This is a genomic window from Brucella sp. JSBI001 (genome assembly GCF_026014005.1).
Classification (GTDB): domain Bacteria; phylum Pseudomonadota; class Alphaproteobacteria; order Rhizobiales; family Rhizobiaceae; genus Brucella; species Brucella anthropi.
The window spans coordinates 2,503,374-2,528,322 of record NZ_CP110339.1; the positions used below are offsets into that span (position 1 = coordinate 2,503,374).

Below are 24,949 nucleotides of genomic sequence, written 5' to 3' on the forward strand. Positions count from 1 at the left end.
TTTAAAGGAGAGAAGCATGTCTGAAGAAACCAAAAAAACGCAGCTTAGTCGAAGACAGCTGCTCGGCTCGTCAGCCTTTGTGGCTGCTGCCGGCGCAAGTGGTCTTGGTGGCGCGCTGTTTGCAGGTTCAACCGAACCGGCAATGGCTGCTGCCGGCGGTGCTGGCCACAGTGCAGAGGTGAAGCCCGGAGAACTGGACGAATATTACGTCTTCTTTTCCAGCGGTCAGAGCGGTGAGGTCCGTATTGTCGGCTTGCCATCAATGCGCGAACTGATGCGCATTCCAGTGTTCAATCGCGATAGTGCGACCGGCTGGGGCCAGACAAATGAAAGCCTTAAGGTGCTGACCGAAGGCCTTCTGCCGCAGGACCAAGAGTTCCTCAAGGATCGCGGTGGCATTTTCCTGAATGGTGACTTGCACCACCCGCACCCGTCCTTCACGGAAGGCACCTATGACGGGCGTTATCTCTATGCCAACGACAAGGCCAATACGCGTGTCTGCCGCATCCGTCTTGATGTGATGAAATGCGACAAGATCATTCAGCTCCCGAACCAGCACACCGTGCATGGTTTGCGCGTGCAGAAATATCCGAAAACCGGATATGTCTTCTGCAACGGTGAAGATCGCGCGCCGATCCCAAACGACGGCAGCAATCTGACCGATACCAAGCAATATCACGCGATCTTCACGGCCGTTGACGGCGAGACCATGAAGGTTGCCTGGCAGATCATGGTCGATGGTAATCTGGATAATGTCGACTGCGATTATCAGGGCAAATATGCTTTTGCCACCTGCTACAATTCGGAAGAGGGTACGACGCTCGCCGAAATGATGTCGAGCGAGCAGGACTGGATCGTCATCTTCAACCTGAAGCGTATCGAAGAGGCGGTTGCCAAGGGTGATTTCAAGGAAATCAACGGTGTGCCGGTCATCGATGGACGTCACGGTTCCAAATATACGCGTTACATTCCTGTGCCGAACAGCCCGCATGGCATCAACACTGCGCCAGACGGTATCCATGTGGTTGCCAACGGCAAGTTGTCGCCGACCGTTACCGTGTTCGACGTTCGCAAGTTCGATGAACTTTTCGACGACAAGATCAAGCCCCGCGATGCTGTGGTTGCGGAACCTGAACTCGGACTTGGGCCATTGCATACGGCTTATGATGGCAAGGGCAACGCCTATACAACGCTCTTCATCGACAGCCAGATCTGCAAATGGAATATCGAGGACGCCAAGCGAGCCTTCAAGGGTGAAAAGGTCGATCCGATCCGTCAGAAACTCGATGTGCATTATCAGCCCGGTCACAATCACACTTCCATGGGGCAAACCAAGGAAGCCGACGGTCAGTGGCTGATCTCGCTCAACAAGTTCTCCAAGGATCGCTATCTCAATGTCGGCCCGCTCAAGCCGGAAAATGACCAGCTCATCGATATTTCCGGTGAGAAGATGGTGATTGTCCATGACGGGCCAAGTTTTGCCGAACCGCACGATGCAACGATTGTTCATCGTTCCAAGATCAATCCCGTCAACTTCTGGAACCGTGAGGATCCATTCTTCGCCGATGCTGTCACTCAGGCGAAAGCCGATGGCCTCGACCTGATGGACGCCAATGAGGTGATCCGGGATGGCAACAAGGTGCGCGTTTATATGACGTCTGCCGCGCCAGCCTTCGGTCTCACCGAGTTCACCGTCCAGCAGGGCGATGAGGTGACGGTGTATGTCACCAATATCGACGAGATCGAAGATCTTACGCACGGCTTCGCCATCATCAATTACGGGGTCAACATGGAGATCGGACCACAGGCGACCGCGTCTGTCACCTTCACGGCCAACAAGCCGGGCGTGTGGTGGTATTACTGCTCGTGGTTCTGCCACGCCATGCACATGGAAATGAAGGGCCGGATGCTCGTGGAACCGAAGAAGGCCTGACTGCCATGAGGTTCCCCCGCCGGTTTCAGTCCTTCAGTGCCGCAATGCTGCTGACCGTCGTTCTTTGCGACGGTTTGCAGGCACGGCAGATCGATGTCGTAGCAGGCGAAGGCGTACAGGCGGCTATCGACAAAGCGGAGCCGGGCGATGTCGTCCGGCTTCTGAAAGGCAAGCACAATGGCGCGGTTACGATCGACCGCGCCATTGAACTGACTGGCGAACCAGGCGCCATTGTGGACGGACTTGGCTCGGGCAATGCCATAACGGTCAACGCACCGGACGCTATCGTGCGCGGGCTGGAAGTGCGCGGTTCGGGCGATAACATGCCCGACCTCAACTCCGGAATTCTCGTGGCCAAAACCGCCACGGGCGCACGCGTCGAGAACAATAGACTAATCAATAACCTCTACGGGATTTATTTGCACGGCGCCGCAAATTCCATCGCGAGCGGCAATGAGATCGTTGGCCGTCGAGGCGTGCGCATGGCCCAAACCGGTAGCGGCGTTTCCATCTGGAATGCGCCCGGCGCACAGGTTATCGGCAACGTCATCCGCTACGGGCGCGACGGCATCTATACCAATGCCAGCCGCAAGAATATCTTTCGCGACAATGTGATGGAGAATGTCAGGTTCGCCGTCCATTACATGTACACGGATGACAGTCAGGTCATCGGCAATGTTTCGCGCAACAATTCGGTTGGTTTCGCGATCATGTACACCAACCGTCTCAAGGTGCTGGACAACCTGTCTGACGGCGACCGGGATCATGGCTTGTTGCTCAATTATGCAAACAGTTCGGTCATTTCCGGTAATCGCGTGATCGGGCGCATGCAACCGATAGATCGCTGGCTTGATGCCGGTGTTCAGAAGGCTGAACACGGTCTTCCTGCGGACGACCAGACGGAAACCCAGACGGGCGAAACCTCGCGGCTCGGTCCGGAAAAATGCGTCTTCATTTACAATGCCAACAAGAACAAGTTCACCGAAAACAGTTTCGAGAACTGCAGCATAGGCATTCACTTTACTGCCGGTTCCGAGGGCAATGCCATGAGCGGCAACGCCTTCATCAACAACCGCAATCAGTTGAAATATGTCGGCACGCGCAACCTCGACTGGTCGGTCAAAGGGCGCGGCAATTACTGGAGCGATAATCCGGCCTTCGATCTCAATGGTGACGGTGTCGCAGATAGTCCTTACCGGCCCAATGATCTGATCGACAAGGTTTTGTGGACTGCGCCACAGGCAAAAATTCTCATCAATAGTCCGGCAATCGAGACAATCCGCTGGGCACAGACCCAGTTCCCGGCGCTTTTGCCGGGCGGTGTCGTCGATAGCTATCCCCTTATGAAGCCGCCGCATCCGGCCGATCCGGCGAAAGGAAAACCAAATGACTGAGACTGTCATTCTTGATCAGGTCACAAAGTCCTATGGCGGGTTCAATGCCATCAGCGATGCGAGTTTTCGCCTCCACGCTGGAGAAAGCATTGCGCTGGTCGGCCATAATGGTGCTGGAAAAACGACGATGATAAAGCTCATGCTCGGTCTAATCCGCCCGACCAAGGGCGCGGTTCGCGTGTTGGGCGAGGATCCAGCGACCGGTGCCTTTGCCGCCAGATTGCGGCTTGGCTATCTGCCTGAGCACGTCTCTTTCAATCTGGCGCTGACGGGAGCGGAAACGCTCGGCTTCTATGCGCGGCTCAAGAGAATGCCGGTTGCCCAAAATGTAGAGTTGCTGGAGCGCGTCGGCCTCGCCCATGCTGCGAACAGGCGGGTTGGCACCTATTCGAAGGGGATGCGCCAGCGACTGGGGCTTGCTCAGGCATTGCTCGGGCAACCGTCCGTTCTGTTGCTTGACGAGCCGACGACCGGTCTCGATCCCGCCTTGCGTCAGAGCTTCTATGAAGTCCTTGAAGAATTGCGGAGCAAAGGCACGACAATCCTCATGTCATCCCATGCCTTGACCGAACTGGAAACCAAGGTCGGGCGCGTCATCATCGCGAACAAGGGCAAGATCATTGCTGATGGCTCCATCGATGCGTTGCGCCGGATTTCACAATTACCGCTTCGCATACGGGTGCAAACGCCAGACGTCTCCCGGCTGCCTTCGACAACCGCCAATGCTGCATTGCGCTGGCATCGTCTCGGCCCGGATATCTTCGAAACGGAAGCTCCGACGGAAGGCAAGATGGCTCTTGTCCGTGAAATCGTGGCCATGAACGACAATCTCATGGAACTCGATCTCGTTCCGCCGACGCTGGACGAACTGTACGCCCACTTCCTCAATGCCGGGGAAGCGGCCCTCGCGGAGGCAGCGGAATGAACAATATTCTCATCATTGCTTCCAAGGAAATACAGGAAGGTCTGCGTAATCGCTGGGTTCTGGCTACCACCTTGCTGCTTGCGGCATTAGCCCTGAGCATGACTTTTCTCGGCAGCGCACCCACCGGGAGTTCGGTTGCCGCGAGCAAGCTGGACGTTGTGATCGTCAGCCTCTCCAGCTTGACTATCTTTCTCATCCCTCTCATTGCCCTTCTCATTTCGCATGACGCGATTGTCGGGGAAATGGAACGCGGTACGATGCTGCTGCTTCTGAGCTATCCGATAAGCCGGTTTCAGCTGGTTCTTGGAAAATTCATTGGTCAGCTTGCTATTCTGTCCTTCGCGACATTGCTCGGGTACGGCGCGGCGGCTGTGGCGCTGATCGTGACCGGGTCCGGCGTGGATGCTGGAAGCTGGCTGTCGCTGTTCAAACTTATTATCTCGTCGGTCCTGCTGGGAGCCGTGTTCATCGCCATCGGTTTTCTTGCAAGCACCTTGGTGCGGGAGCGGAGCACGGCAGCAGGTATCGCCATCGGCGTCTGGCTGTTCTTCGTGCTGATCTATGACGCAGCAGTTCTTGCTCTGCTGGTTTTCGATCAGGGCCGCATTGTTGGCGGTGGCATACTCAACGGTCTGCTTCTTCTCAATCCAGCCGACTCTTACCGGCTTCTCAATTTCGGTCTCGGACAGGCCGGATCTTTAACTGGCATGGGCGGAATAGCCGGTAACGCCACACTCTCGGCTCCAGCTCTGACGCTAGCGCTCGGCCTCTGGGTCATGCTGCCACTGTCCCTTTCCATGCTGGTTTTTTCGAGGAAAGAATTATGAAACGCGCTCTGTTTCTTGCCCCCCTGTTTCTGGTTCTGCTTGCAGGATGTTCTCCGGACGAAAAGAATGATGCCGTGATGGCTCCTTTTGCGCTGACGGAAAGCGCAATGGGCCGATATTGCGGAATGAATGTTCTGGAGCACCCCGGCCCCAAGGGGCAAATCATTCTAGAGCCGACAAACGAGGCAGTATGGTTCTCTTCCGCCCGTGATACGCTCGCCTTTACGATGCTGCCTGAGGAGCCGAAGGGGATCGCGGCGATCTACGTTTCAGATATGGCGAAAGCGCCAAGCTGGGAAGAGCCGGGAGCGGAAAACTGGGTCGACGCGCGCAAAGCCTTTTTCGTGATTGAAAGCGCTGCTGTAGGTGGAATGGGGGCACAGGAGGCCGTACCGTTTTCGACACGAGAAGCAGCGGAGAAGTTCGTTGCGGAAAAGGGCGGCCGTATTAGCACTTTTACCGAAATACCGGAGGATTACGTTCTCGGCGGTCAGTCGGTGCGGCCCTCCGATCATGGAGCCGAAAGCCATGCGCATTGAAGGTGGACAGCGTCTCAGTCGTCGGCTTGTACTTGCGGGTGGTGCGGCTGGAGTAGTGTTCTGGGCCATTCCAAAACACGCAGTTTCACTCGACCTTCCTGAGCCCATCATCTGGCGTGGCCAGGCGATGGGGGCACCTGCCAAGATCATACTCTATCATCCTGATCGTTCGACTGCCGAACGGTTGCTACGTGAATCTGCTCAAGAAGCGGAAAGGTTGGAGAACATCTTCAGCCTCTATCGCTCGGATTCAGAACTCACCAAACTTAATCGCAATGGGGCGCTGGCATCGCCTTCGCCTGATCTGGTCGAGGTATTGCGTATCTGCCATGAATGCTGGCAGGCCAGCGACGGCCTTTTCGATCCGACAGTACAGCCCCTTTGGAACTGTCTGAAAAAGCATTTCTCGCAAGAACGTCCTTCTCCCGACGGACCATCGCGACAGCTTTGGGACGAAGCGCTTGCAAAGGTAGGGTTCGGTCACGTTCTATTCGATGATAACCGCATTGCATTCTCCAAGCCATCTATGTCTCTGACTTTAAATGGTATTGCGCAGGGCTATGTCACCGATCGCGTGACGGCATTGTTGCAAAGGGCAGGGGTCGAACATGCACTGATCGATATGGGGGAGTATCGCGCTCTCGGTTCAAGAGCTGACGGCACGGCATGGCGCATTGGCATCGCCGATCTGGAAGCCGGAGCTGCTGCCGAAGAGTATATTGAGATTCGCAATCAGGCGCTCGCGACATCCAGCTTCACGGGCTTTCAGTTCGATGAGTCCGGACGGTTTAACCATTTGCTCAACCCAAAAACCGGATTTTCAGCGGCACTTTATCGCCGGGTGACTGTGCTTGCCCGTGATGCAGCGCGAGCCGATGCCTGGGCAACTGCGTTCAGCCTCATGGACAAGCATCAGATCGAAGCAGTTATCGGTAGCGAGCCGGATATGTCTGTGATTGCACAGACACGCTCTGGCGAACGAGTAGCCCTGGGCTCGTAGGATAATGGGCGGCGTTCGGCCTTGGGCGCGCTGCTAGACCGGGTTGAAGATGCTGTTCCCTTGGGCAGACGTTAGGTGGAATTGGCGAGCAAGATGGGCATTCTAGCCGAGCCGCCGAGATTTCAGAAAAAGGCCCTTGTTTGTCTTGCCCTGACTGTTCTTGAAGGCTTTATGAGGACATATTTGACAAACAATAAGAAACAGCCTGATTGTCGGTAACGCGCATTCAAGTCATCACCGGGGTGAATAAGGCATATACTAATTGGAACGCCGTGCGCAGGCCTTTTTACTGGGCGTTCTATGCCTCCGTTCACGACCGGAATAACTTCCCTAGCGCGGTTTCTCCTCCGGCTGCTGTTTCGGCGGTTAGGCCTATTGCGGTAGGCTGCCCGCCGATTGTATTTTACTGTTAACGGCTGCGTCTGCCCTTCATGAGCATGTAGGCCACTAAGGCCACCAGACCAACAGAAACCCACGCGGAGCGGTGCCTGGGACTTCTCGTGCGTATTGTACAACATGTTGGCCACGTTCACGTGCACCTTCGGCGAGAACATTTACAGCGTCTTTCGTTGATGCGAGCGCGTCATCAGTCGTGCTGGATAAATTGCTGAGATGATCTGACAGGCGGGAGGATAGGCTGCTGACCTCTCCGCGCAGTGCGTAGATCTGTTCGGAAAGCATGCTTTCGGTGGTCCATGCCATAAGATTCTCCTTTTAAATTATCGGACCGAAACGGCGAACAGTAAGGAGTTGTTCGAGTTTTTGCATATTATGCCTGGCCACTAAGCGGCCATTTCCCGGCAAGTCGCGGCACATAGATCACAAGAGGCGACACATTCGTCCATCCCGTCGAGTGCCTCGCAGCTCCTGGAGCAGGCCTCGCATATTTCAGCACAGGCTCGACATACCGCTTGGTGCAAAGGCGTCCGCAAGAGCATGATATGGGCGCAGCTCCTGCATATTTCGGCGCAAGTAAGCATGGTTCGAAAGTGCGTGGGTTCGACATGTTCCCCACCTTCTTCGAGGCAGTGTGTGGACGCCATTCCGATGCATGTCTGATAACAAGCTAAACATGCATCAATGCAGGCTTTCATCTCGTTATTGTTCATCATTCCTCCTCCCTACTGTTCCTTCCTAAGGAACGCATCGAAGCTATAACTGTTCCAAAGGAAGATTTCTTGGTGCTGACCGCCCGGTGGCGCTCTTGACTGGGGGCCAAGGTTTGATCTCGATACTTGCAACGAATTAAAGAGCAATTGACTCTTGATCAACAGTGCGAAGGCAAGCACGTCCAGACCAAACAGCCGCAGCACGGAAGCCGCAGTTTACCGCAAACTCTACGAGACATCCCGCAGGCAACGCTTACGTGCGCGACAACTGACCGCGGCATCCGTTGTGTGCCTATCGCTTGCAGCAAGAGGACGTCACATCGTCACGTCAGCTACGGTATGTACCCCGTGCGTAGATGGTCGGCATGGATAAGACTCACAATAGACAAGAAAGTGTGTTCGAGGCGCTTTTGGAGGCGCTGATCGAAGTAATCGGGCATGTTGATAGGGCTGAACCCTTCAGGATTATTGTACTGGGTTGATGATCCCAGTGGCGCGCGAAAGCGTAGAGCCGCTGGCGGCGGTGACATCGCCGGGGCTTGGTTTCTGCCAAGCATCAATCTCTGCTGCGTTTCCTAGATCAAGAGCCCTGGTCTGATGACGCCTTGATGTGGAGGGTCCTCAATTGTCATCGCCGACGCTCAATGAGGTCGGCATAGCAAATTAATTGTGGTGATTATCAAATGCGTTAGAATGGCTATCAGCCCATTCGCTTCTGCCTGGAAATCCCAGAACTGAATTTGAAGAATGTCTATGGATTGCTTGAGCGCACCTTTCACCAAAAACAAAGGTGCTGCTTGCTGCGCAGTATGACTAAACCGCCTGACTATTCGTCGGCACGCACCTGTGCGTGCGAAATTAGTCCGAAGATGAACGTTCCTCCAACGACGTTCCCGAACAAAGTTGGGAGCCCGAACTTAAAGATGCTGTCAAACGGGGTGACTTCTCCAATCATAAGTAAAAACAGCACCTCAATTGAACCCACTACGATGTGCGTTAAATCGCCGATAGCTATGAGGTAGGTGATGAGAAATATTAATGCTATGTGCCCCTGCTTTGTACTGTGAAGCATCCAGACCAACGTAGCAATAAGCCAGCCTGACATTATTCCCTTACTGAATAGTTCATTGCTGCTGTTGGCCATAAGGTGCTTACCCATGTCAACAAACGTCCTGGTCACTTCGTCCGAGAAAATAGGCATGTTAACCATAACGAAGGCTGCAATTGCACCGCCAATCAAGTTCCCGAAGAGAACAATGGTCCACAACCTGATCATTTTCACGAAATGAGACAGCGTCGGCTCCGTCATAAATGGCAAGACAGGAGTGATCGTATTCTCCGTGAATAGCTGCTGATTGGCGATGATGACGATGATGAACCCGACCGTATATCCTGCGGAGCTCACAAGGAAGAAAAGATCGCTGTCTGGAAGGTAAGTCTCCAAAATTCCCCGAGCGATCATGGATGTGCTCATAGAAATTCCGCCTGCAATGGCTGACCAGAAAAGCGCCATTGCATCTCGGTTGATTTCCTTCTCACCATCACGTCGGATTAGCTCATGGATGGCGGCTGATTTGGATGGAAGCCTTTCCTTCAGCCCGTCTGCTGTCGGCTCCGTCTCTTCCGAACTGGACATCCTGATCCCCTGATTATTTTCGCTTTCGGCAAATAGTGCGCTTCAGATGTTTGTCGAGAGGACGGAACCCGAATGGTGGCGGTTCGTTTAGTCTGTCTTGGACAGGAGAAATGAATGCGTAAGTCGGTATTGTTCTTAATTTTAGCCGTTGCTGTGATCTTGGGATTTATCTTCGCAACACCTTATTATTATGGGGTGTCTCCTCAGAACAGCGGCGAACAAGGCTCTTCCGAGGTTCAATAGGCCCTTCTTTCGTAAGGTGCGGAGTGAAGATGTGAGGCAGTTCCATGATTTAAACTTGGAGTAGGAAAATGAAAAACTTAGTCATTTTTGCGCTACTACTGATTGCCCCGAATATAGCAGTTGCACAGGAATCCGGTATGCCGACACAGTCAGGCACGCAAGAACCGGAGGTGCCAGGCAATCCGCCACCGTCTCCTAATCAGCCGCCGTCTGACCCAGATGCGGTTCACGTTCCGCTAAATTCCGAGCCACAGAAGCAGGACCGCGTGAAAAAAGAGGAAGACGAATGCGCACCGGGAAAGGATGCAAAGACCTGCGTTGAGCGCCAGCGCGGGCGAAAATAGAGCGCTGTTTGGGTGGTCCAGTTGGGCCCAAATATGTTGCACCATTAAGGACTATTTCACCGGATGTGCTTTTATGCGTATCAGAATATTCTCATGGCGAAACACGCTGACGTGAAAAAATTACACCGAGAAGATCCAATTGAACAGTATGGGCTGAATGATGGGCCAAGAAGATGACCAGCAAGAAAACACTTAAAATCAGAAACTTATAGAAGCATATGGCGGAGAGGGTGGGATTCGAACCCACGGTGGAGTTACCCCCACGCCGCATTTCGAGCGCGGTATTGTGCCGGGATTAAAGGTTAGACCGAACTATACGAACGGCTGTGGAAAGATCCTCGGTAAAAGACATGGCAAAAGTGCCGGTAGTGCACAGGTACAGTGAAATGTATGACATATGGCAAAAGTGCCATTTTGGCGTATGCTGTAATTTTTTGAAGGCTTTGCTCTTTCAATATCTGCCAAAAGGATCGATTTCATCCCTTTTGAAAAGCTAGGTGTGATCGAGCTTTTTCTAGATAACTCTGATAACATCATGGATTCTTCAATTATCATTATAGATAGAATATTTATAATTACGCGTCGCTAAGCAATATCGGAACAATTGCGGCGTTCTCCGAGTTTGTCTCACGCAGCAAATCTATGTCTTCAACGAAACATAGGGAGAGTGAGATGGGTGAGTTGTTGTTTTGGATTGTTCTGGTGGGACCGCCACTGCTTCTCGTAAGCGGCTTCGCATATGCACACTATCTGAAGCGTACCGGTGGTACCAGGCCAGGCGAAGATGGCGCTTAGCGGAAGCAGGGCCAAATCGATGGCACGCCGTGCAAACTGGAAAGGGCAGCTGAAAATTGATCAGCTTTTGTGCCCCGTTGCACTTTTCACCGCGGCATCAACGTCTGATCGTGTGTCATTCAATCTTATAAATCGCGAGACCGGAAACCGCCTCAACCGGGAATTTGTTGACGGTGACACGGGCAAATCGGTGCCGCGGGAAAATCAGGTCAAGGGTTATGAAGTGTCGTCGGGCACCTATTTGAGTTTCGACGAAGCGGAAATCGCCGCGGCCATTCCCGAAAGCGACAAGACGCTGAATGTCACCCGATTTGTCAAATGCGACGAAATCGACGATGTCTATCTCGACCGGCCATATTATCTTGCCCCAGTCGGCGACAGCGATGGTTTCGTACTCGTTCGCGAGGGTATGAAATCTGAAAATGTAGCTGCAATTGCCGAGACTGTCCTTTTCCGCCGCGCGCGACAAGTTCTGATCCGTGCCGACGATGATGGTCTCATAGCCACGACGCTCAATTTCGAATATGAGGTACGAGCGGCAGCGGAGGCATTTGCCGACTTGGGCACTTTCAAGTTCGATCAAGAAATGCTCGACCTGGCGCAGCATATTATCGACACCAAGATGGGCAGTTTCGACCCCGCAGGCTTCGATGACCGGTACGATGCAGCACTGGCAGATTTGATAAAGGCGAAGATTGAGGGGAAGCCGCTCAAGAAGCCGGCTGCGCCGAAGACTGCCGAGGTTATCGATCTCAAGGAGGCTCTTCGCAAGAGTGCAAACCTAGGTCGGGTCGGGCAGGCGGCGACCAAAGCAATAAAAGGCAAAGCCAAGTCCGGGGCGGCATCTGGAACAAAGTCTAGAAAAAAGGCTGGCTGATCATGGGACAGTCACTCGAAACCTATCGCAGGAAACGCGATTTTACCCTGACTAACGAGCCGCGCGGTAAGTCTTCGCGCACAAAACGCGAGCTCTTTGTCGTGCAAAAACATGATGCTCGCAGACTGCATTATGATTTTCGCCTTGAGATGGATGGCGTGCTGAAAAGTTGGGCGGTGACGCGAGGTCCAAGCCTTGTTCCTGGCGAAAAGCGACTGGCCGTGCATGTGGAGGACCATCCGCTTGAATATGCGGACTTCGAAGGCACGATCCCTAAAGGCGAGTACGGTGGTGGTACAGTTATCGTCTGGGATACAGGGCGTTGGAAATCCACTGCTGATGCACATCAGCAATACAAGAAAGGGCATCTTGAGTTCGAGCTCACAGGGGAAAAACTCAAAGGTCGCTGGCATTTGATCCGGATGCACGGAAAGCCAGACGAGAAGCGAGAGAATTGGCTCCTCATCAAGGGGGAGGACGAATTTTCCAGAAATCCTGGTGAACCTGACATTCTTGTAGAGATGCCGAAATCGGTAAAAACCGGCCGCGCCATCGCCGATGTCGAACACGAAGCGCCAGGATGGTCATCGAAAACTGGTTCGATCAACAAAAAGTCGAACGCTCAAGGGGATGGTGGGGGCGCAAATATCAAAAATGCGAAGAAGCGACCGATGCCGAGTTTCGTCAAACCTGAGCTCGCTACGCTCGTATCAGTTGCTCCAGATGGAAACCGCTGGCTTCACGAGATCAAGTTCGACGGTTATCGCATCCAGGCTCATATTGCGGGGGGCAAGGTCGCCCTTTATTCGCGTGGGGGACTGGATTGGACTGAAAAATTTGGCCAGCAGATTGCCAGAGATCTTGTTGGTACGAGCGTGAACGAAGCCATATTTGATGGGGAGATCGTTGTCGAAAGCCAGTCGGGACTGTCTGACTTTTCAGCTTTGCAAGAGGATCTAAGGGAGGGACGTTCTGATCGATTCGTTTATTACCTCTTCGATCTACTGCATGTTGATGGCAAAGACCTTCGCCAGACGCCTCTGGTTGAGCGCAAAACGTTGCTCGAAAAATTAATTTCTGCATCATCGTCAACACTTCGCTTCAGCGAGGCCTTTGATGCCGATGGGGCTGCGGTACTGAAGAATGCCTGCGGACTTGGCCTTGAGGGCATTGTGTCGAAGCTCAGGGAGGCATCTTATAGAAGCGGTCGCAGCAACGATTGGCGTAAGTCGAAATGCATTGGACGACAGGAATTCGTCATTGCAGGCTATGTTCCGTCGACGGTAACGCGAGCGGCAATCGGTTCGCTCCTTTTGGGTGTACAGGATAAGAAGGGGCTGGTTCCCGTAGGCCGGGTGGGAACAGGCTTTTCGGTCAGGATTGCAAAAGAACTTTACAAACGGCTGCAAGCCATGCGGCAGGGAGGGAGCCCATTCGCCGTGCCGCTGACGGCAGATGAAAGGCGCGGAGCCAAGTTCGTTACGCCGCTGCTGGTAGCGGAAATCGAATTTCGTGCCTGGACTGCCGATAAGCGATTGCGTCACGCGTCCTTCAGGGGGGTACGAGACGATAAGGCTGCCAAGGACGTCATATGGGAGAAGCAAACCATGTCACCCCGTATTTCCAGTAAAGGCCCCGAGGAGATCGACGTGAAGCTCACACATCCCGACCGGGTTTACTGGCCGGGCGAAGGTGTCACAAAACAGGGTCTCGCAGATTATTATTCCGCTATCTGGTCCAGCATCGAACCTTTCATCGTCAACCGCCCCCTGGCATTGTTACGCTGCCCAACCGGAATTGACGGAGAACACTTCTTTCAAAAGCACGCGTGGAAGGGGTTGAATGAACATATTATCGAAGTTCAAGATCCAGAGAACAAGGAAGAGGAGCCTTATATCAGCATTCGGGACTTCAACGGGCTGATCGGTCTGGTGCAAGCCGCGACGCTGGAAATTCACCCCTGGGGTTCTACGCTCAAAAATTGGGAGCTACCGGATACGTTGACAATGGATCTCGATCCGGGTGAGGGCGTTCCATGGTCGCGCGTGATCGAAGCCGCAATCGAGACCAAGGAACGTCTGGAAAAACTCGGATTGAAGACGTTTGTTAAAACGTCCGGTGGCAAGGGACTACATGTGGCCGCGCCATTGAAGCCGAAGGTCGACTGGGACGCCCTCAAGAGCTTTACAAAGGCTATTGCCGACCAGATGGCTGCAGACAGTCCTGATCGCTATGTTTCGACGATTTCCAAGGCCAAGCGCAAAGGCAAAATTCTTATTGATTATCTGCGCAATCAGCGCGGCATGACTGCTGTAGCACCCTATTCGCCGCGGGCACGTCCTGGTGCTGCAGTTTCCATGCCGCTTGGGTGGGAGGAAGTGACGTCAGCAATAGGCCCCGCCCATTTTACTATTGTCAACACGCCGAACCGGCTGGCCGCATTGAATAGCGATCCCTGGCAGGATTTTCGCAACGCGGAAACGCCGCTGCCTAAGCTGAAGAAATAGGCAGAACTCTTCGCATCAGCTTTTTGTATTTTCACCGGCAAGGCTTTTTCGTAGGGCATCCATGATGTTGATAACATTGCCTTCGGTTTCAGGTGCCGTCTTGCGCGGCTTCGATACCGATGCCGTTTTCTTTTTTTTCTTTGCAGCAATCATCGACTGAAGGTTCTTCTGCATTGGGTCCTGAAGAAAATCGGGTTTCCAATCTTCTGTCTTGCCCTTGATGAGCCTGCGGACCATGGAAAGAAGCTTCTTGTCGGGTTTGCTATCTTCAATAGTGGAAAAGTAGTCGGTGGCATTCCGCACTTCATCGCCGAAACGCAACGTCCACAAAACAATTCCGCGACCGCGCGGTTCGAGAAGCACTGCTCTTTCGCGTCGGTACATGACAAGCCGGGCCAGACCGAAGACTGCGCTTTTAACCATTGCCTCCCGGATGACGGAAAAGGCTTCTTGGCCCACCTTGTCGGAAGGCGCGAGATAATGCGGCTTGTCGTACCAGATCCAGCCGATACTGTCCCGCGGTACGAACTTGTCGATGTCTATAGTTCTTGTGCTCTCAAGCGCCACAGCCTCCAGCTCATCCTCTTCAAGAATGACATAACTTCCGTCACCTTTATCGAACCCTTTGACCTCGTCATCATCCGGCACTGGCTTGTGCGTAACCGAATCCACGTATCGGCTGATCACTCGGTTGCCGGTCTCAACATTCAGGGTGTGGAAGCGCACTTTCTCGCTTTCGCTGGTCGCAGGTGTCAGCTCCACTGCACAGGTGACGAGCGAGAGTTTGAGATAGCCTTTCCAGAAAGCGTGGGGCACGAACTGATCCTCCGGAAGAACAGGATAACCTGTTTGAAGCCCGATAGTTCCCGATTAGATTTTTTCCGTCTGGGAACCTGTTGTGGTTTGTAGTGGTTATTCGGCAAGGAAAGTACGACTGGGGTTGCAAATTGCTTAAAAAGTCTTCCGCTGTTCCGCTGCTACAAAACAATGCTGCTCATGAGTTGGTCCATGTCAGCGACACCGCGCCGGGAATTAGGCGCCTGCGTTGTGGAGCCAGGTTTCGTTATGTTCGGTTTGACAAAAAGGCGATTTCAGTCGCGGATCGAAACAGGATTGCTAAGCTTGCCATTCCGCCTGCTTGGAACGATGTCTGGATATGTTGCGATCAGCGCGGACATATACAGGCAACCGGGCGTGATACGCGCGGAAGAAAGCAATATCGTTATCACTCCGCGTGGATGGCGATGCAGGAGGAAACCAAATTTTCAAGTCTGCCAGATTTCGCCGGTGCACTCAGCCGACTGCGCAAAGTGGTCGATATCGATATGCGGCGACGCTCGCTCTGTCGTGAAAAGGTCGTTGCGACCGTCATCTGGCTGATGGATCGACTATTGCTGCGGGTCGGAAATCCAGATTATGCACGCGACAACAAGAGCTTTGGGGTCACTACGCTTCGCAATCGGCATTTGCGGGATGAGCGTGGCGGATTGCGGCTCGCATTTACTGGCAAATCGGGCAAAATGTGGAGTCTCAAGCTTTCCGATAAACGAATTGCGCGTATCATACGCTCCATACAGGAACTGCCTGGGCAGCAGTTATTTCAATATATTGACGGGGCGGGTGATCGCTGTCCCGTCTCCTCTCAGGATATAAATGACTATCTGCGAGTGACTATGCGGTCCGATTTCACGTCGAAGCATTTTCGAACTTGGGCTGCAACGGCAACTGCCCTTGAGTTGCTACGCTGTCTCGATTTGCCTGACAGTGACAGGGCGCAAAAGCAAAGGCTTAATAGCGCAATCGATAAGGTTGCGCACATGCTCGGCAATACAAGAACGGTATGCCGGCAGTCTTACATACATCCTGCCATCCCCGAACACTGGCTGGCCGGAAAACTTGGCTCGCAGATCGATGCCGCTGGAGCTATCCGGCTAGTTGCGCCCGAACTTAGCGATGCCGAGCGTCGCACTTTGAAATGGCTACTTTTCATCGATGCGGAAAAGAGCTGACCAACGGATGACGACGGCTGTTGACGGTTCGCGATCTCGCAACACGATGCGGTTATGGATTGGCAGGCACAGAACGCCATTGGTCATCATGATGCTCGATCAACATGTTTTAGGTTAGCGGAAAGACTTAATTAACTGCTTTTAACAGTAGGTGGCGAAATGTCGGCTCTCGATCTGGTTGTGACATTAATACTACAGACATATTTCATTCATGAGTTATCTTTTAAATAACGAAATAACCTTAGGCTTATTAGGTCACGGAGAAATGCCATGAAAATTAAGTCTCTGAAAATTAAGTCTCTTCTTTTGGCGTCAACTGTTGCTCTTATTGCTACAACGGGTGCGAAAGCTGCTGACGCTATCGTTGAGGAGCCTGCGCCGGTAATCGTTGCTGAACCTATTTTTAGCTGGACTGGCGCTTATATTGGTGGGCAGATCGGCTACGGGTGGGGAAAATCGGAATTCGAAGATGCTTTCCGTGTGAAACCGGACGGTTTTCTCGGTGGTCTTTATGCCGGTTATAACTTTGATATCGGCAATAACTTCATTCTCGGTGTCGACGGCGATATCACCTATAATAATCTAAAGGACAACTACAGCGCTACTGACGGAGATATTGCTGGTGACCTTGAGAGCAAGTTGCGGTGGTCGGGTGCTGTTCGCGCACGGGCCGGTGTCGCATTTGATCGCTTCATGCCCTATATCGCGGGCGGTGTTGCATTCGGTAGTGTGAAAAACACGCTTTCAGCAACGGACGGTGTGGATGAAATCAGCGTATCGCAAAGCAAAACCTATACCGGCTGGACGGCCGGTGCGGGTGTGGACTACGCTGCTACTGACAACCTCATTCTGCGCCTTGAATATCGCTACACTGATTATGGTAAGAAGGACTTTGATTTTGGCACGGATGTAAGTGTCGAAGACAAGTTCAAAACACATGACGTTCGTTTAGGTGTAGCTTACAAGTTTTGACAAGCATTATCTCAGAGATATGAAAAGGCGGTCCACGAGGTCGCCTTTTTGTTGCGAAGTCTCATGAGTAACATTCGCCTGGCATTTACGCTTTGAATCCAATATGTTTTTCCTTGGTCGCCTTTGAATCTTCCGCATACCGGTATGGAAAAATTTATGGATAGTGCAGTGCTTTTCTTGCATGCGCGTGGACAGTCGGCCGATGAAATCCGGATGTTGGATTGGAACAGCAATCCAATCGGAAAGCCAGAAAACTGGCCCACCTCTCTGATAACCGCGGTTCAGATGATGCTGGCTTCGCATTTCCCAAAGGCCATTATCTGGGGACCGGAATTCACCACGATTTATAACGATGCCTTCCGACAGATTCTCGGTGAGAAAGAGAACTGCATGGGAGCTTCATTCCGCGATATTTGGGCCGAGGCTTGGGATGAAATTCAACCGATGGTCCAGAAGGCCTATGCGGGTGAAGCCATCTTCATTGAAGACTTTCCCTTGGTCATCGATCGGCACGGATACCCCGAGCAATGTTATTTTACCTTCTGCTATAGCCCGATTTATAATGAACGGGGACAAATAGCCGGCATGATGGATACTGTAATCGAGACCACGACAAAGGTTGAAGCGGAAAAACATGCTCGCATACTGAATGCCGAACTCGCTCATCGGATCAAAAATACCTTTAGCATAGTAGCGGCGATTGCTGGTCAGACTTTCAATAACAATGCTGATGAAGAAGTGATCAACACCTTTACCAGACGCCTGTTTGCACTCGGAAATGCACACGATGTGTTACGATTGGGCAAAAGCTCCGAAGGTTCGCTTCGTCAGATTGTGAGCGGAATAACAAACGCGCTGGCGGTGGCGGATCGCGTACAGATAAGCGGACCGGATGTGCTGATCGGCCCTAAAGGAGCTTCAACGCTGTCGCTTCTAATTCACGAACTGACCACCAATGCGATCAAATATGGCGCTCTTTCAAACAATGAGGGTCATGTGCTGTTGGAAGTAGCTGTGTCAAAAAAACAGGATGATGCAGTTTTCTCGTTGCGTTGGGCTGAATTTGGCGGGCCACCTGTTATCGCGCCAACTAAGACCGGGTTTGGTTCCAAGCTCATAAAAATGGGACTGTTAGGCGCCGGTGAGGTTGACGCTGACTATGGAACCGAAGGGTTTGTTGCGAAATTCTCTGCCCCTCTTCGCCAGTTGCAGGGTGAAGGTCGTCTTTTTGACTCTACTTAGTTGGCTCAGGAATGCTTAATTCTAATCCCCCGCGTCATGAGCTTTATTATACGGCTGACAGATGGGTATCTGACGTGTTTAGGTCGCTTTGAGATGGATCCTGAAAGGTCATGCTCAGCCAAAGAGTTAAGCCAGAATTCTTGACATCGAAGCGGCATTTCGAAAGCAAGTCTTGCGTCTTCGGTACTCCCAATGTCGTGCGTGCATAAAAGGCAGACCGTGATAGCGACGCTGAGACTATCTAGTTTGAACCTATTCCATTGAGACAGCAATATATTCTCGGCATCTGCGACTGTTCTCACCGTCTGCGTGAAGCCGTCCGCAATTTTAATGACCAAAGCGTCATCCCGGTGTACCATTTTCCATGGCGAGCTTATAATCGCGGACAACAAGGGGAGCAGGTCAAACCCTTCATCAATTTGAAAGTTCCGTGGTTTGTGACCTTGCCAAGTCTTATCGCCAGGATTCGATCAGCTCATCCGTGCAGACGAGTTCCAATTGCTCACTAAATCGTTGGTGACAAAGAGAGATAATTGCGTCGTGGGTTTGATCGAAAACGCTGCATACTGCATCGTGGACAATGATCACCCGATATCCGCGATCTACGGCGCCCAATAGTGTTGCGAGAACACAAAGATCGGTCTCCGCTCCGCTAACGATTAAAGTATGAACGCGCCTTTTGTGCAGATATCGCTGGAGGAAGCCTTCGGTCCAGGGGGAGTAAACAGTCTTATCGAGTACAACAGCAGGCGGCGAAAAATCTCCTAGCGGGTCCACGAGGTCGATGAATGACGGATCGATACGATTGAGAGTAAGGGTTTCCCACTTGCGGTAATAACCTCTCCATGCTCCCAGGGCAGCGTCGGGTGACCTTGGAGGTATAAAGCGGGTAAAGATCGTTTCTTCACTGCGCTGGGAGCAGATATCCACGATATTGGGCAAGATCGCTTCAATCCATGGCACGTGCCAAGGCGAAGCAGGTCCGAAAAGATTCTGCATGTCTATGCATAGATGCATGCAGCCGCCTCGCAAATCTCCGCGTAGAAGCCCGGTTTCCAGAGGCATGTTATCCTTCAAGTCTTTCTACGACGATTTGCCCACAGGCGCCCTCAAGCAGACGCAACATCCGCGTCGTTGCTTCGTTCACCGCGTCGGCTGTTGACAAGTGAACATGCTGCGGGTTCTGGAAGTAGACAGAAACGGCAGTTCCTTCATCGTCAAAAAACTGAACCGAATAAGCTTCATCGTCTTCCATCGAAACGACTTGGGTTTCCATAGTCATTTGCCAAACTCCTGCCAAATATGCCGAACCCGCCAGAATTGCTTTCGTTCCAGATTGAAATACCCGAGGTTTCAGCGACGAGCGAAGCCGAATACGGCTGATTCCCACGCTCATCGCGCTCCGCTTCACAACCGTACGCTATCGTACAGACAGACCTTGCGGAGGAACTAACTGGCTGGCTGGGCCTTACCTTACCTGGGGAAGGAGGAGACACATGCCCTCGATATCCGAGTTCGAAGAAGAGTTGCTGGCACTTGGACCTGCGCTTCATCAGTTCGCCAGAACGATGTACCACCAGCGTTCCGACGTAGAGGATCTTGTTCAGGAAACGCTATTAAAAGCTCTGTGCAATCGCGATAAGTTCGTCCCCTATGGATCGCTCAAATCCTGGCTGTTCACGATCATGAAGAACACATTCTGCACCAGGATCAAGAGATCCCGCCGCGAAGATGCAATTGAGGATTGGGAGGGACCGACAATCAACCCATCACAGGATTGGGCCATGGAATTGCAGGATGTCGGGGAGGCTTTCTGTAAACTGTCGCCGGCATATAAGAGCGTTCTTGACCTAGTGATATTTCGCGGGCTGAGTTACGAAAAGGCTGCGATGGCGGCAGGCTGCACGGTCGGAACGATCAAGAGCAGGCTTAACAGAGCAAGAGCGCGACTCGAAAGCGACTTGTATCCGGCTGAAAAGAGTCTTCGGAAACGATAGCTTAAACGAATTTCTGCGAGTGATCGGTGTTGGCCGCGAAATCGTGATGCCGGATCTCAAATCGTGAGTGAGCGAGCCTTGCAGCTAGCTCTGAAATGTAATTAAGATCACGCAAGCCGCTTTCATATAGTCGTATTATGCACTCTGCGAGCTCAGTGGCCGAATAAGAACGGTCACTTTCTTCGAGAATTATTGCAGATTGAGCAAAACAACTACGCATGAAATTAACTTCAACTGATGAGTAAATTCTGCTGGCTTCATTAAATAACGGCATGTCAGCCTCCATCAAGAAACGAAGCTTCAATGATACGCTGTTTACTGGACTTAGATAGTCTTAAAACCTGTTCTTTCGCATTGGTGCGGTAGCGTACCGAAAAAAGCGTTTACCTATTGCTTCTCGGAACCAACCATCCTTCCGCGGTGTTTCCACTTCATGATGATGGAATGAGGATCACGAAATGCCGTTTCCTCCACAGAATGCCATTGCTAACAAACTTTTGGCTTTGCTTCCGCCCTCCGATTATGAAGCCCTTATCCAGGAAACTACTTATGTGGAACTTCCGCGTGGGACGGTGCTTGCAGAAACGGGGAAACCGATCGCGAAAGTTTATTTTCTTACGACAGGTATCGGCTCGGTTATTGTGACGACCGCCGAAGGAAAACGTGCAGAAGCGGGAATTTTCGGCTTCGATGGGTATATTCCAACGTCTGCAATCGCTGGTGTCGAAAACAGTTCTTATGACGTCCTGGTTCAGGTTGCTGCGCAAGGTTATGAAATGCCTTATGAGAAGTTTCGGCGGTGGATGGACGAAAGCCGCAGTTTTTCCAGGATCATGATCCGCTCTATCGAGGCGTTTTCCGTTCAGCTTGCCTATACCGCCGTCTCGAATGCCATTCATGAAGTCACGCAACGATTGGCCCGATGGTTGCTGATGTGTGATGACCGAATATTAGGCAAAGAAATAGCAATCACTCACGAGTTCCTGTCGATAATGCTTGCAGTTCGTCGGCCAAGTGTCACGAATTCTCTTCATGTTCTTGAAGGATTGGGCTTGATCAAGTCTGAACGAGGAGTTGTCTTTATTCGTAATCGTCACGGGCTGGAACGCTATGCTCGAGATGCCTATGGCTGGCCGGAAAAGGAATACGTGCGGCTGATGCAGGGATTTGAACCTGTCGGTGACGTCTAGTTTCGAGCGCCGAAAAGCTGGCTATATTCTTCTTCGGGTTTTCCGTAGGCTTCGCCAGCAAATTCTTCGAGACCCCTACGGTCACGTATTGTGATGCGGCCTCGCTCTGATCGCACCAGTTTTTTGCCTTCCAGTAGGTGAAGTCCTGTCGTAATGCTGGGGCGTCTTACACCGAGCATGAGAGCGATGAAGTCGTGGGTCAGGATAATTTCATCCCCGTCAACACGATCATGTGACATCAAGAGCCAGCGCGCCAGCCGCTCGTGAACATGCAAGTTTACGTTGGCCCAAACAGTATAAGAAACCTGTGAGGCAAAAGTCTGAATGTAACGGGCCAACAAACTGGCAAACACGCTGTTGCGATTGATTTCCTCTCGTGCAGCACTGACGGCAATCCGATGACCATAGCCGCTGACTTGCATGATAATTTCATGAATGCTGGTTGTAGCGCCAACCGCTCCTGACGTTGGTGAAAACCCTTCGCGTCCGACCATGCCAGCCTCTGCCAGCTGACCTCTGGTCGATACGGCGATGACCGAACTGATCCCGCCGCAAAGAAAGTATAGATAGTCGATCGATTGATTGGCCCTGACAATAACTTGACCACGCTCAAGCGTGACAGGTTCCAGGGACGAACAAATACTATTGAGAATATCTGGAGGCAGGCTCTTCAACAGGCGGTTGTGCAGTTTAGATTCGTCGTACATCTGTGCTACTTCGGGCAAAGTACCAGCTATTCGCCGTTGTGCCCCCCAACTCTCTTTGACGGTTGGGGTTCTATAACACTCTGATCCGGCAAATGATTTTTGGTACGGTAGCGGACAAATCTGGAAATGAGTTGCGACCGAATTTTCCTTTGACGGCAAGCTGAAACTTTTTGTCCCGCTATTGGTTGCATCTTCAAAACACGAAAACAGGAGGCACAGATAATGCAATTCAAACTGTTGGGAGAAGGAGCGGGGCAGCGGATTTTCGTCGTCATTCTCGCTCCGGAAGAAGCGGTGGTCGCGACACTTACCGGTTTGTCCAGAAAAGGGATTTAACGGCAGCCTCGGTGACCGCGATTGGAGCTTTCCGACGCGCTACGCTTGGATTTTTCGACCTTGAGCGACAAGACTATCACCGGATCGAACTTGACGAGCAGTGCGAGGTACTCAGCTTGCTGGGTGATTGCGCTCTGGGCGAAGAGGGCAGTCCGATTCTTCATTTGCATGTGGTTTTGGGAATGCGTAACGGTGAGGCGAAAGGCGGGCACCTGATTGAAGCCTTGGTGCGGCCGACGCTCGAAGTAATGATTAAGGAAAATACCAGCACTATGGTGCGGACCTATCGACCGGAATTCGGCATAGCGCTGATTGATCCACGAAAATAACAATGCAATGGAGCCATGGCCGCAAAGCGAACGAGTACGCATCACAAAATCGGCTTGCCGCCAGTGACTGCTATTGTAGCGCCGGACGTGAAACTCGATAGCGGGTCTGCCAGCATGACATATGCGGAAGCGAGTTCCGCTGGTTGGGCCGGTCTTTTCATTGGCGTCTGTTTGCCAAAATTCCGTACCGCGTCCTCAGGAAGGGTCGACGGTATGAGTGGGGTCCAAACCGGGCCGGGCGCGACCGCATTGGCACGGATTCCCTTTTCTGCAAGAAGCTGGGCCAACCCAGCGGTAAAATTCTGGATCGCACCCTTTGTCGTCGCATAGGCCAGAAGAGTTGGATTCGGCATATCTGAATTGATGGAAGCAGTATTGATGATAGCAGCGCCGGGTCTCATATGAGAAAGGGCCGCTTTTGTCAGATAAAACATCGCATGAATATTGACGCGAAATGTTAGCTCCCATTCTTCGTCGCTGATATCACCGAGTTCGGAGAAACTTGCCTGATGAGCGGCGTTGTTCACCAGAATATCGATTCCGCCTAGTTCGCCTACCGCACGATCAATCAGGTCGCGACAGGTTTGGGCATGCTGGATGTCGCATTTCATCAAGACGGCTTTTCGACCCTCTTTCTCGATAAGCGCTTTGGTTTCCAGTGCATCCTCATCCTCTTCCAGATAAGCAATCAGGATATCCGCGCCTTCCCGTGCAAATGCAATCGCAACCGCACGACCAATGCCGCTGTCTCCTCCAGTAATGATTGCCCTCAACCCCTTCAGTTTCCCCGAACCGCTATAAGTTGTTTCGCCGTGATCCGGTTTCGGATTCATCTTATTGGTTATGCCCGGCATCGGTTGCTGCTTTGTTTCGAATGGTGGCTTGGGATATTGGCTTTCCATATCGGCTTGTCCTTCCTTTTCACCCTGTCGCCCTAACAACGAAATACGCTGCTTGTTCCAGGCGTTCAGAAGCATTTGAAGGAGAAACAGTGATCAATAGATTTGGGAGGACTATTAATGTTCCACGTTACGATGAAGAAACAATGCTTCCGCTATTGTGGACAGGTCTCTGTGGCGCGCGCTGAGTACAAATCCTGCGAAGCCCAGGCTGTCCAGGATGGGGTTGTCTGATAGGGCGAATATGAAGGGTATGGCGCTCTGTTCCAGTTCGGCGACAACCGGAAGCACCGCTTCCGGTTCCAGAGTGACATCCATAACAACAGCGTCTACCCTCTCACGTTCCAGATAATACAGTGCTTGATAAGCCGTGTTTACCGGACCGAGAACGACAGCGCCAGCCTTCGTCAGACAGGCTCCTGCTTCCTCTGAAAGCAGAAAACCATCTTCAAAAACCAAAATACGCTTTCCTGAGAATAAACGCATTGTATCATCGCTAGATCTAATCATTACAAACAGTTGGCCATGTCTGAAACCGAATGACAATATGTCTCGTGCTGATTTCGCATCACGAACCACAACGCGATTTTGCGAATGCAAATGCCTGGATAACATCATCTAGGCGCGTTCCACGATATCGTGGAGCTTATGACGAGCGCGATGCAGGCGGCTTTTCACCGTTCCGATCGAGCAATCGCAAAGCTGGGCCGTTCGTTCATAGCTTTTGCCCTCCAACACTACCAATGCCAGAACGCGGCGATATTTGTGAGGCAGGGTTTCCATTGCTGTTTGCACGTCGTGCGCCTCGAGCGTCAGCTCCTGCGAGGCTTTGACTGAAGCTATGGGTGAAACGCACTCGCTCACGCCCGGTGCTTCACGGTTCTGGATGCGAATACGCGTGCAGAACGTGTTGCGCATGATGGTGAAAAGCCAGGATTTCAGGGGCGAATAGGGAACGTATTTTTCTCGATTGGCCAGTGCTTTCAACAATGTTTCCTGAACAAGATCCTCAGCATCTTCTTTCTGACGGTAAAATGTGCGGGAAAACGCGCGCAAAGCCGGTATCATCTCAACGAGATGTTCCGGCTCCAGCATGTAGTCGGGATTTGGCTTGAAAGACATCGTCTTAGCCTTTCCGA

At 52.2% G+C, this 24,949-nt stretch carries 25 protein-coding genes; 16 read left to right on the top strand and 9 right to left on the bottom strand.

Translation table 11 applies throughout. From position 1 onward, the window contains the following. Nucleotides 1-16: 16 nt before the first annotated feature. From nosZ to LJ361_RS11780, 6 genes are read left to right on the top strand one after another with little or no spacing between them, the layout of a single operon-like run. Nucleotides 17-1,933 (top strand): TAT-dependent nitrous-oxide reductase, encoded by a 1,917-nt coding sequence (gene nosZ / locus LJ361_RS11755; RefSeq protein WP_036588251.1) that lies wholly within the window; start codon nucleotides 17-19, stop codon nucleotides 1,931-1,933. Nucleotides 1,934-1,938: 5 nt separating this feature from the next. Continuing rightward, the gene (locus tag LJ361_RS11760; protein WP_264811579.1) at nucleotides 1,939-3,327 is read left to right on the top strand and encodes a nitrous oxide reductase family maturation protein NosD; all 1,389 of its coding nucleotides are present in this window, start codon (nucleotides 1,939-1,941) and stop codon (nucleotides 3,325-3,327) included. Continuing rightward, nucleotides 3,320-4,252 carry an ABC transporter ATP-binding protein gene (locus LJ361_RS11765; protein WP_036588257.1) on the top strand — a complete coding sequence of 311 codons (933 nt, stop codon included), beginning with the start codon at nucleotides 3,320-3,322 and terminating at the stop codon, nucleotides 4,250-4,252. The genes LJ361_RS11760 and LJ361_RS11765 overlap by 8 nt, the downstream gene beginning before the upstream one ends. After that, nucleotides 4,249-5,079, top strand: coding sequence for an ABC transporter permease subunit (locus tag LJ361_RS11770; RefSeq protein ID WP_151665139.1), 831 nt, complete (start codon nucleotides 4,249-4,251; stop codon nucleotides 5,077-5,079). The genes LJ361_RS11765 and LJ361_RS11770 overlap by 4 nt, the downstream gene beginning before the upstream one ends. Then, nucleotides 5,076-5,618, top strand: a complete 543-nt coding sequence (locus LJ361_RS11775) for a nitrous oxide reductase accessory protein NosL (protein WP_166942347.1) — start codon at nucleotides 5,076-5,078, stop codon at nucleotides 5,616-5,618. The genes LJ361_RS11770 and LJ361_RS11775 overlap by 4 nt, the downstream gene beginning before the upstream one ends. Then, nucleotides 5,608-6,618 carry an FAD:protein FMN transferase gene (locus LJ361_RS11780; RefSeq protein WP_151665138.1) on the top strand — a complete coding sequence of 337 codons (1,011 nt, stop codon included), beginning with the start codon at nucleotides 5,608-5,610 and terminating at the stop codon, nucleotides 6,616-6,618. The genes LJ361_RS11775 and LJ361_RS11780 overlap by 11 nt, the downstream gene beginning before the upstream one ends. A 782-nt stretch (nucleotides 6,619-7,400) precedes the next feature. Here the strand turns inward: LJ361_RS11780 and LJ361_RS11785 are convergent. After that, on the bottom strand, nucleotides 7,401-7,727 hold the full coding sequence (locus tag LJ361_RS11785) for a four-helix bundle copper-binding protein (protein WP_080692090.1): 327 nt from the start codon (nucleotides 7,725-7,727) through the stop codon (nucleotides 7,401-7,403). 826 nt (nucleotides 7,728-8,553) lie between these two features. Beyond that, nucleotides 8,554-9,363 carry a formate/nitrite transporter family protein gene (locus tag LJ361_RS11790; RefSeq protein WP_043061980.1) on the bottom strand — a complete coding sequence of 270 codons (810 nt, stop codon included), beginning with the start codon at nucleotides 9,361-9,363 and terminating at the stop codon, nucleotides 8,554-8,556. 114 nt (nucleotides 9,364-9,477) lie between these two features. On the opposite strand from LJ361_RS11790, the gene LJ361_RS11795 reads away from it, so the two are divergent. From LJ361_RS11795 to ligD, 4 genes are all read left to right on the top strand, one after another. Continuing rightward, entirely contained in the window at nucleotides 9,478-9,606 is a 129-nt protein-coding gene (locus LJ361_RS11795; protein ID WP_255354098.1) for a hypothetical protein, read from the top strand. A 68-nt stretch (nucleotides 9,607-9,674) separates the two neighbouring features. Beyond that, the gene (locus LJ361_RS11800) at nucleotides 9,675-9,950 is read left to right on the top strand and encodes a hypothetical protein (RefSeq protein ID WP_036588070.1); all 276 of its coding nucleotides are present in this window, start codon (nucleotides 9,675-9,677) and stop codon (nucleotides 9,948-9,950) included. Nucleotides 9,951-10,764: 814 nt separating this feature from the next. Beyond that, nucleotides 10,765-11,622, top strand: a complete 858-nt coding sequence (locus LJ361_RS11805) for a Ku protein (RefSeq protein WP_036588067.1) — start codon at nucleotides 10,765-10,767, stop codon at nucleotides 11,620-11,622. Nucleotides 11,623-11,624: 2 nt separating this feature from the next. Further along, nucleotides 11,625-14,129: a DNA ligase D gene (gene ligD, locus LJ361_RS11810; protein WP_264811581.1), complete on the top strand. Its 2,505-nt coding sequence runs from the start codon at nucleotides 11,625-11,627 to the stop codon at nucleotides 14,127-14,129. A gap of 15 nt (nucleotides 14,130-14,144) precedes the next feature. Here the strand turns inward: ligD and LJ361_RS11815 are convergent, their stop codons facing one another. Next, a complete protein-coding gene (locus tag LJ361_RS11815; protein ID WP_166942341.1) occupies nucleotides 14,145-14,945 on the bottom strand; it encodes a Ku protein in 801 nt (266 codons plus the stop codon). Nucleotides 14,946-15,025: 80 nt separating this feature from the next. On the opposite strand from LJ361_RS11815, the gene LJ361_RS11820 reads away from it, so the two are divergent. The 3 genes from LJ361_RS11820 (at nucleotide 15,026) to LJ361_RS11830 (ending at nucleotide 18,352) form a co-directional block, all read left to right on the top strand. Further along, nucleotides 15,026-16,138, top strand: a complete 1,113-nt coding sequence (locus LJ361_RS11820) for a DNA topoisomerase IB (protein WP_264811583.1) — start codon at nucleotides 15,026-15,028, stop codon at nucleotides 16,136-16,138. Between the two features lie 285 nt (nucleotides 16,139-16,423). Further along, nucleotides 16,424-17,110 (top strand): outer membrane protein, encoded by a 687-nt coding sequence (locus LJ361_RS11825; RefSeq protein WP_264813595.1) that lies wholly within the window; start codon nucleotides 16,424-16,426, stop codon nucleotides 17,108-17,110. 156 nt (nucleotides 17,111-17,266) lie between these two features. Then, nucleotides 17,267-18,352, top strand: coding sequence for a PAS domain-containing sensor histidine kinase (locus LJ361_RS11830; protein ID WP_036588059.1), 1,086 nt, complete (start codon nucleotides 17,267-17,269; stop codon nucleotides 18,350-18,352). 453 nt (nucleotides 18,353-18,805) lie between these two features. On the opposite strand, the gene LJ361_RS11840 is transcribed toward LJ361_RS11830, so the two are convergent. Both LJ361_RS11840 and LJ361_RS11845 read right to left on the bottom strand, forming a co-directional pair. Beyond that, nucleotides 18,806-19,417, bottom strand: coding sequence for a cysteine hydrolase family protein (locus tag LJ361_RS11840; RefSeq protein WP_151665133.1), 612 nt, complete (start codon nucleotides 19,415-19,417; stop codon nucleotides 18,806-18,808). 1 nt (nucleotide 19,418) lies between these two features. After that, nucleotides 19,419-19,748, bottom strand: a complete 330-nt coding sequence (locus tag LJ361_RS11845; protein WP_151610342.1) for a hypothetical protein — start codon at nucleotides 19,746-19,748, stop codon at nucleotides 19,419-19,421. A 100-nt stretch (nucleotides 19,749-19,848) separates the two neighbouring features. Here LJ361_RS11845 and LJ361_RS11850 point away from each other — a divergent pair, with 100 nt between their 5' ends. Further along, complete coding sequence (locus LJ361_RS11850) at nucleotides 19,849-20,349, top strand: sigma-70 family RNA polymerase sigma factor (protein WP_151616077.1); 501 nt, start codon at nucleotides 19,849-19,851, stop codon at nucleotides 20,347-20,349. 458 nt (nucleotides 20,350-20,807) lie between these two features. After that, on the top strand, nucleotides 20,808-21,539 hold the full coding sequence (locus tag LJ361_RS11855; RefSeq protein WP_036588053.1) for a Crp/Fnr family transcriptional regulator: 732 nt from the start codon (nucleotides 20,808-20,810) through the stop codon (nucleotides 21,537-21,539). Here LJ361_RS11855 and LJ361_RS11860 read toward each other — a convergent pair. After that, nucleotides 21,536-22,246, bottom strand: coding sequence for a Crp/Fnr family transcriptional regulator (locus LJ361_RS11860; protein WP_264811585.1), 711 nt, complete (start codon nucleotides 22,244-22,246; stop codon nucleotides 21,536-21,538). The genes LJ361_RS11855 and LJ361_RS11860 overlap by 4 nt on opposite strands. Before the next feature lie 347 nt (nucleotides 22,247-22,593). On the opposite strand from LJ361_RS11860, the gene LJ361_RS11865 reads away from it, so the two are divergent. After that, the gene (locus LJ361_RS11865; protein WP_376787381.1) at nucleotides 22,594-22,911 is read left to right on the top strand and encodes a PPC domain-containing DNA-binding protein; all 318 of its coding nucleotides are present in this window, start codon (nucleotides 22,594-22,596) and stop codon (nucleotides 22,909-22,911) included. Between the two features lie 41 nt (nucleotides 22,912-22,952). Here LJ361_RS11865 and LJ361_RS11870 read toward each other — a convergent pair whose 3' ends face one another. From LJ361_RS11870 to LJ361_RS11880, 3 genes are all read right to left on the bottom strand, one after another. Next, entirely contained in the window at nucleotides 22,953-23,813 is an 861-nt protein-coding gene (locus LJ361_RS11870) for an SDR family oxidoreductase (protein ID WP_043062020.1), read from the bottom strand. Nucleotides 23,814-23,927: 114 nt separating this feature from the next. Further along, a complete protein-coding gene (locus tag LJ361_RS11875; RefSeq protein WP_264811586.1) occupies nucleotides 23,928-24,269 on the bottom strand; it encodes a transcriptional regulator in 342 nt (113 codons plus the stop codon). A 159-nt stretch (nucleotides 24,270-24,428) separates the two neighbouring features. Continuing rightward, nucleotides 24,429-24,932 (bottom strand): RNA polymerase sigma factor, encoded by a 504-nt coding sequence (locus LJ361_RS11880; RefSeq protein WP_043061987.1) that lies wholly within the window; start codon nucleotides 24,930-24,932, stop codon nucleotides 24,429-24,431. Nucleotides 24,933-24,949 lie beyond the last annotated feature (17 nt).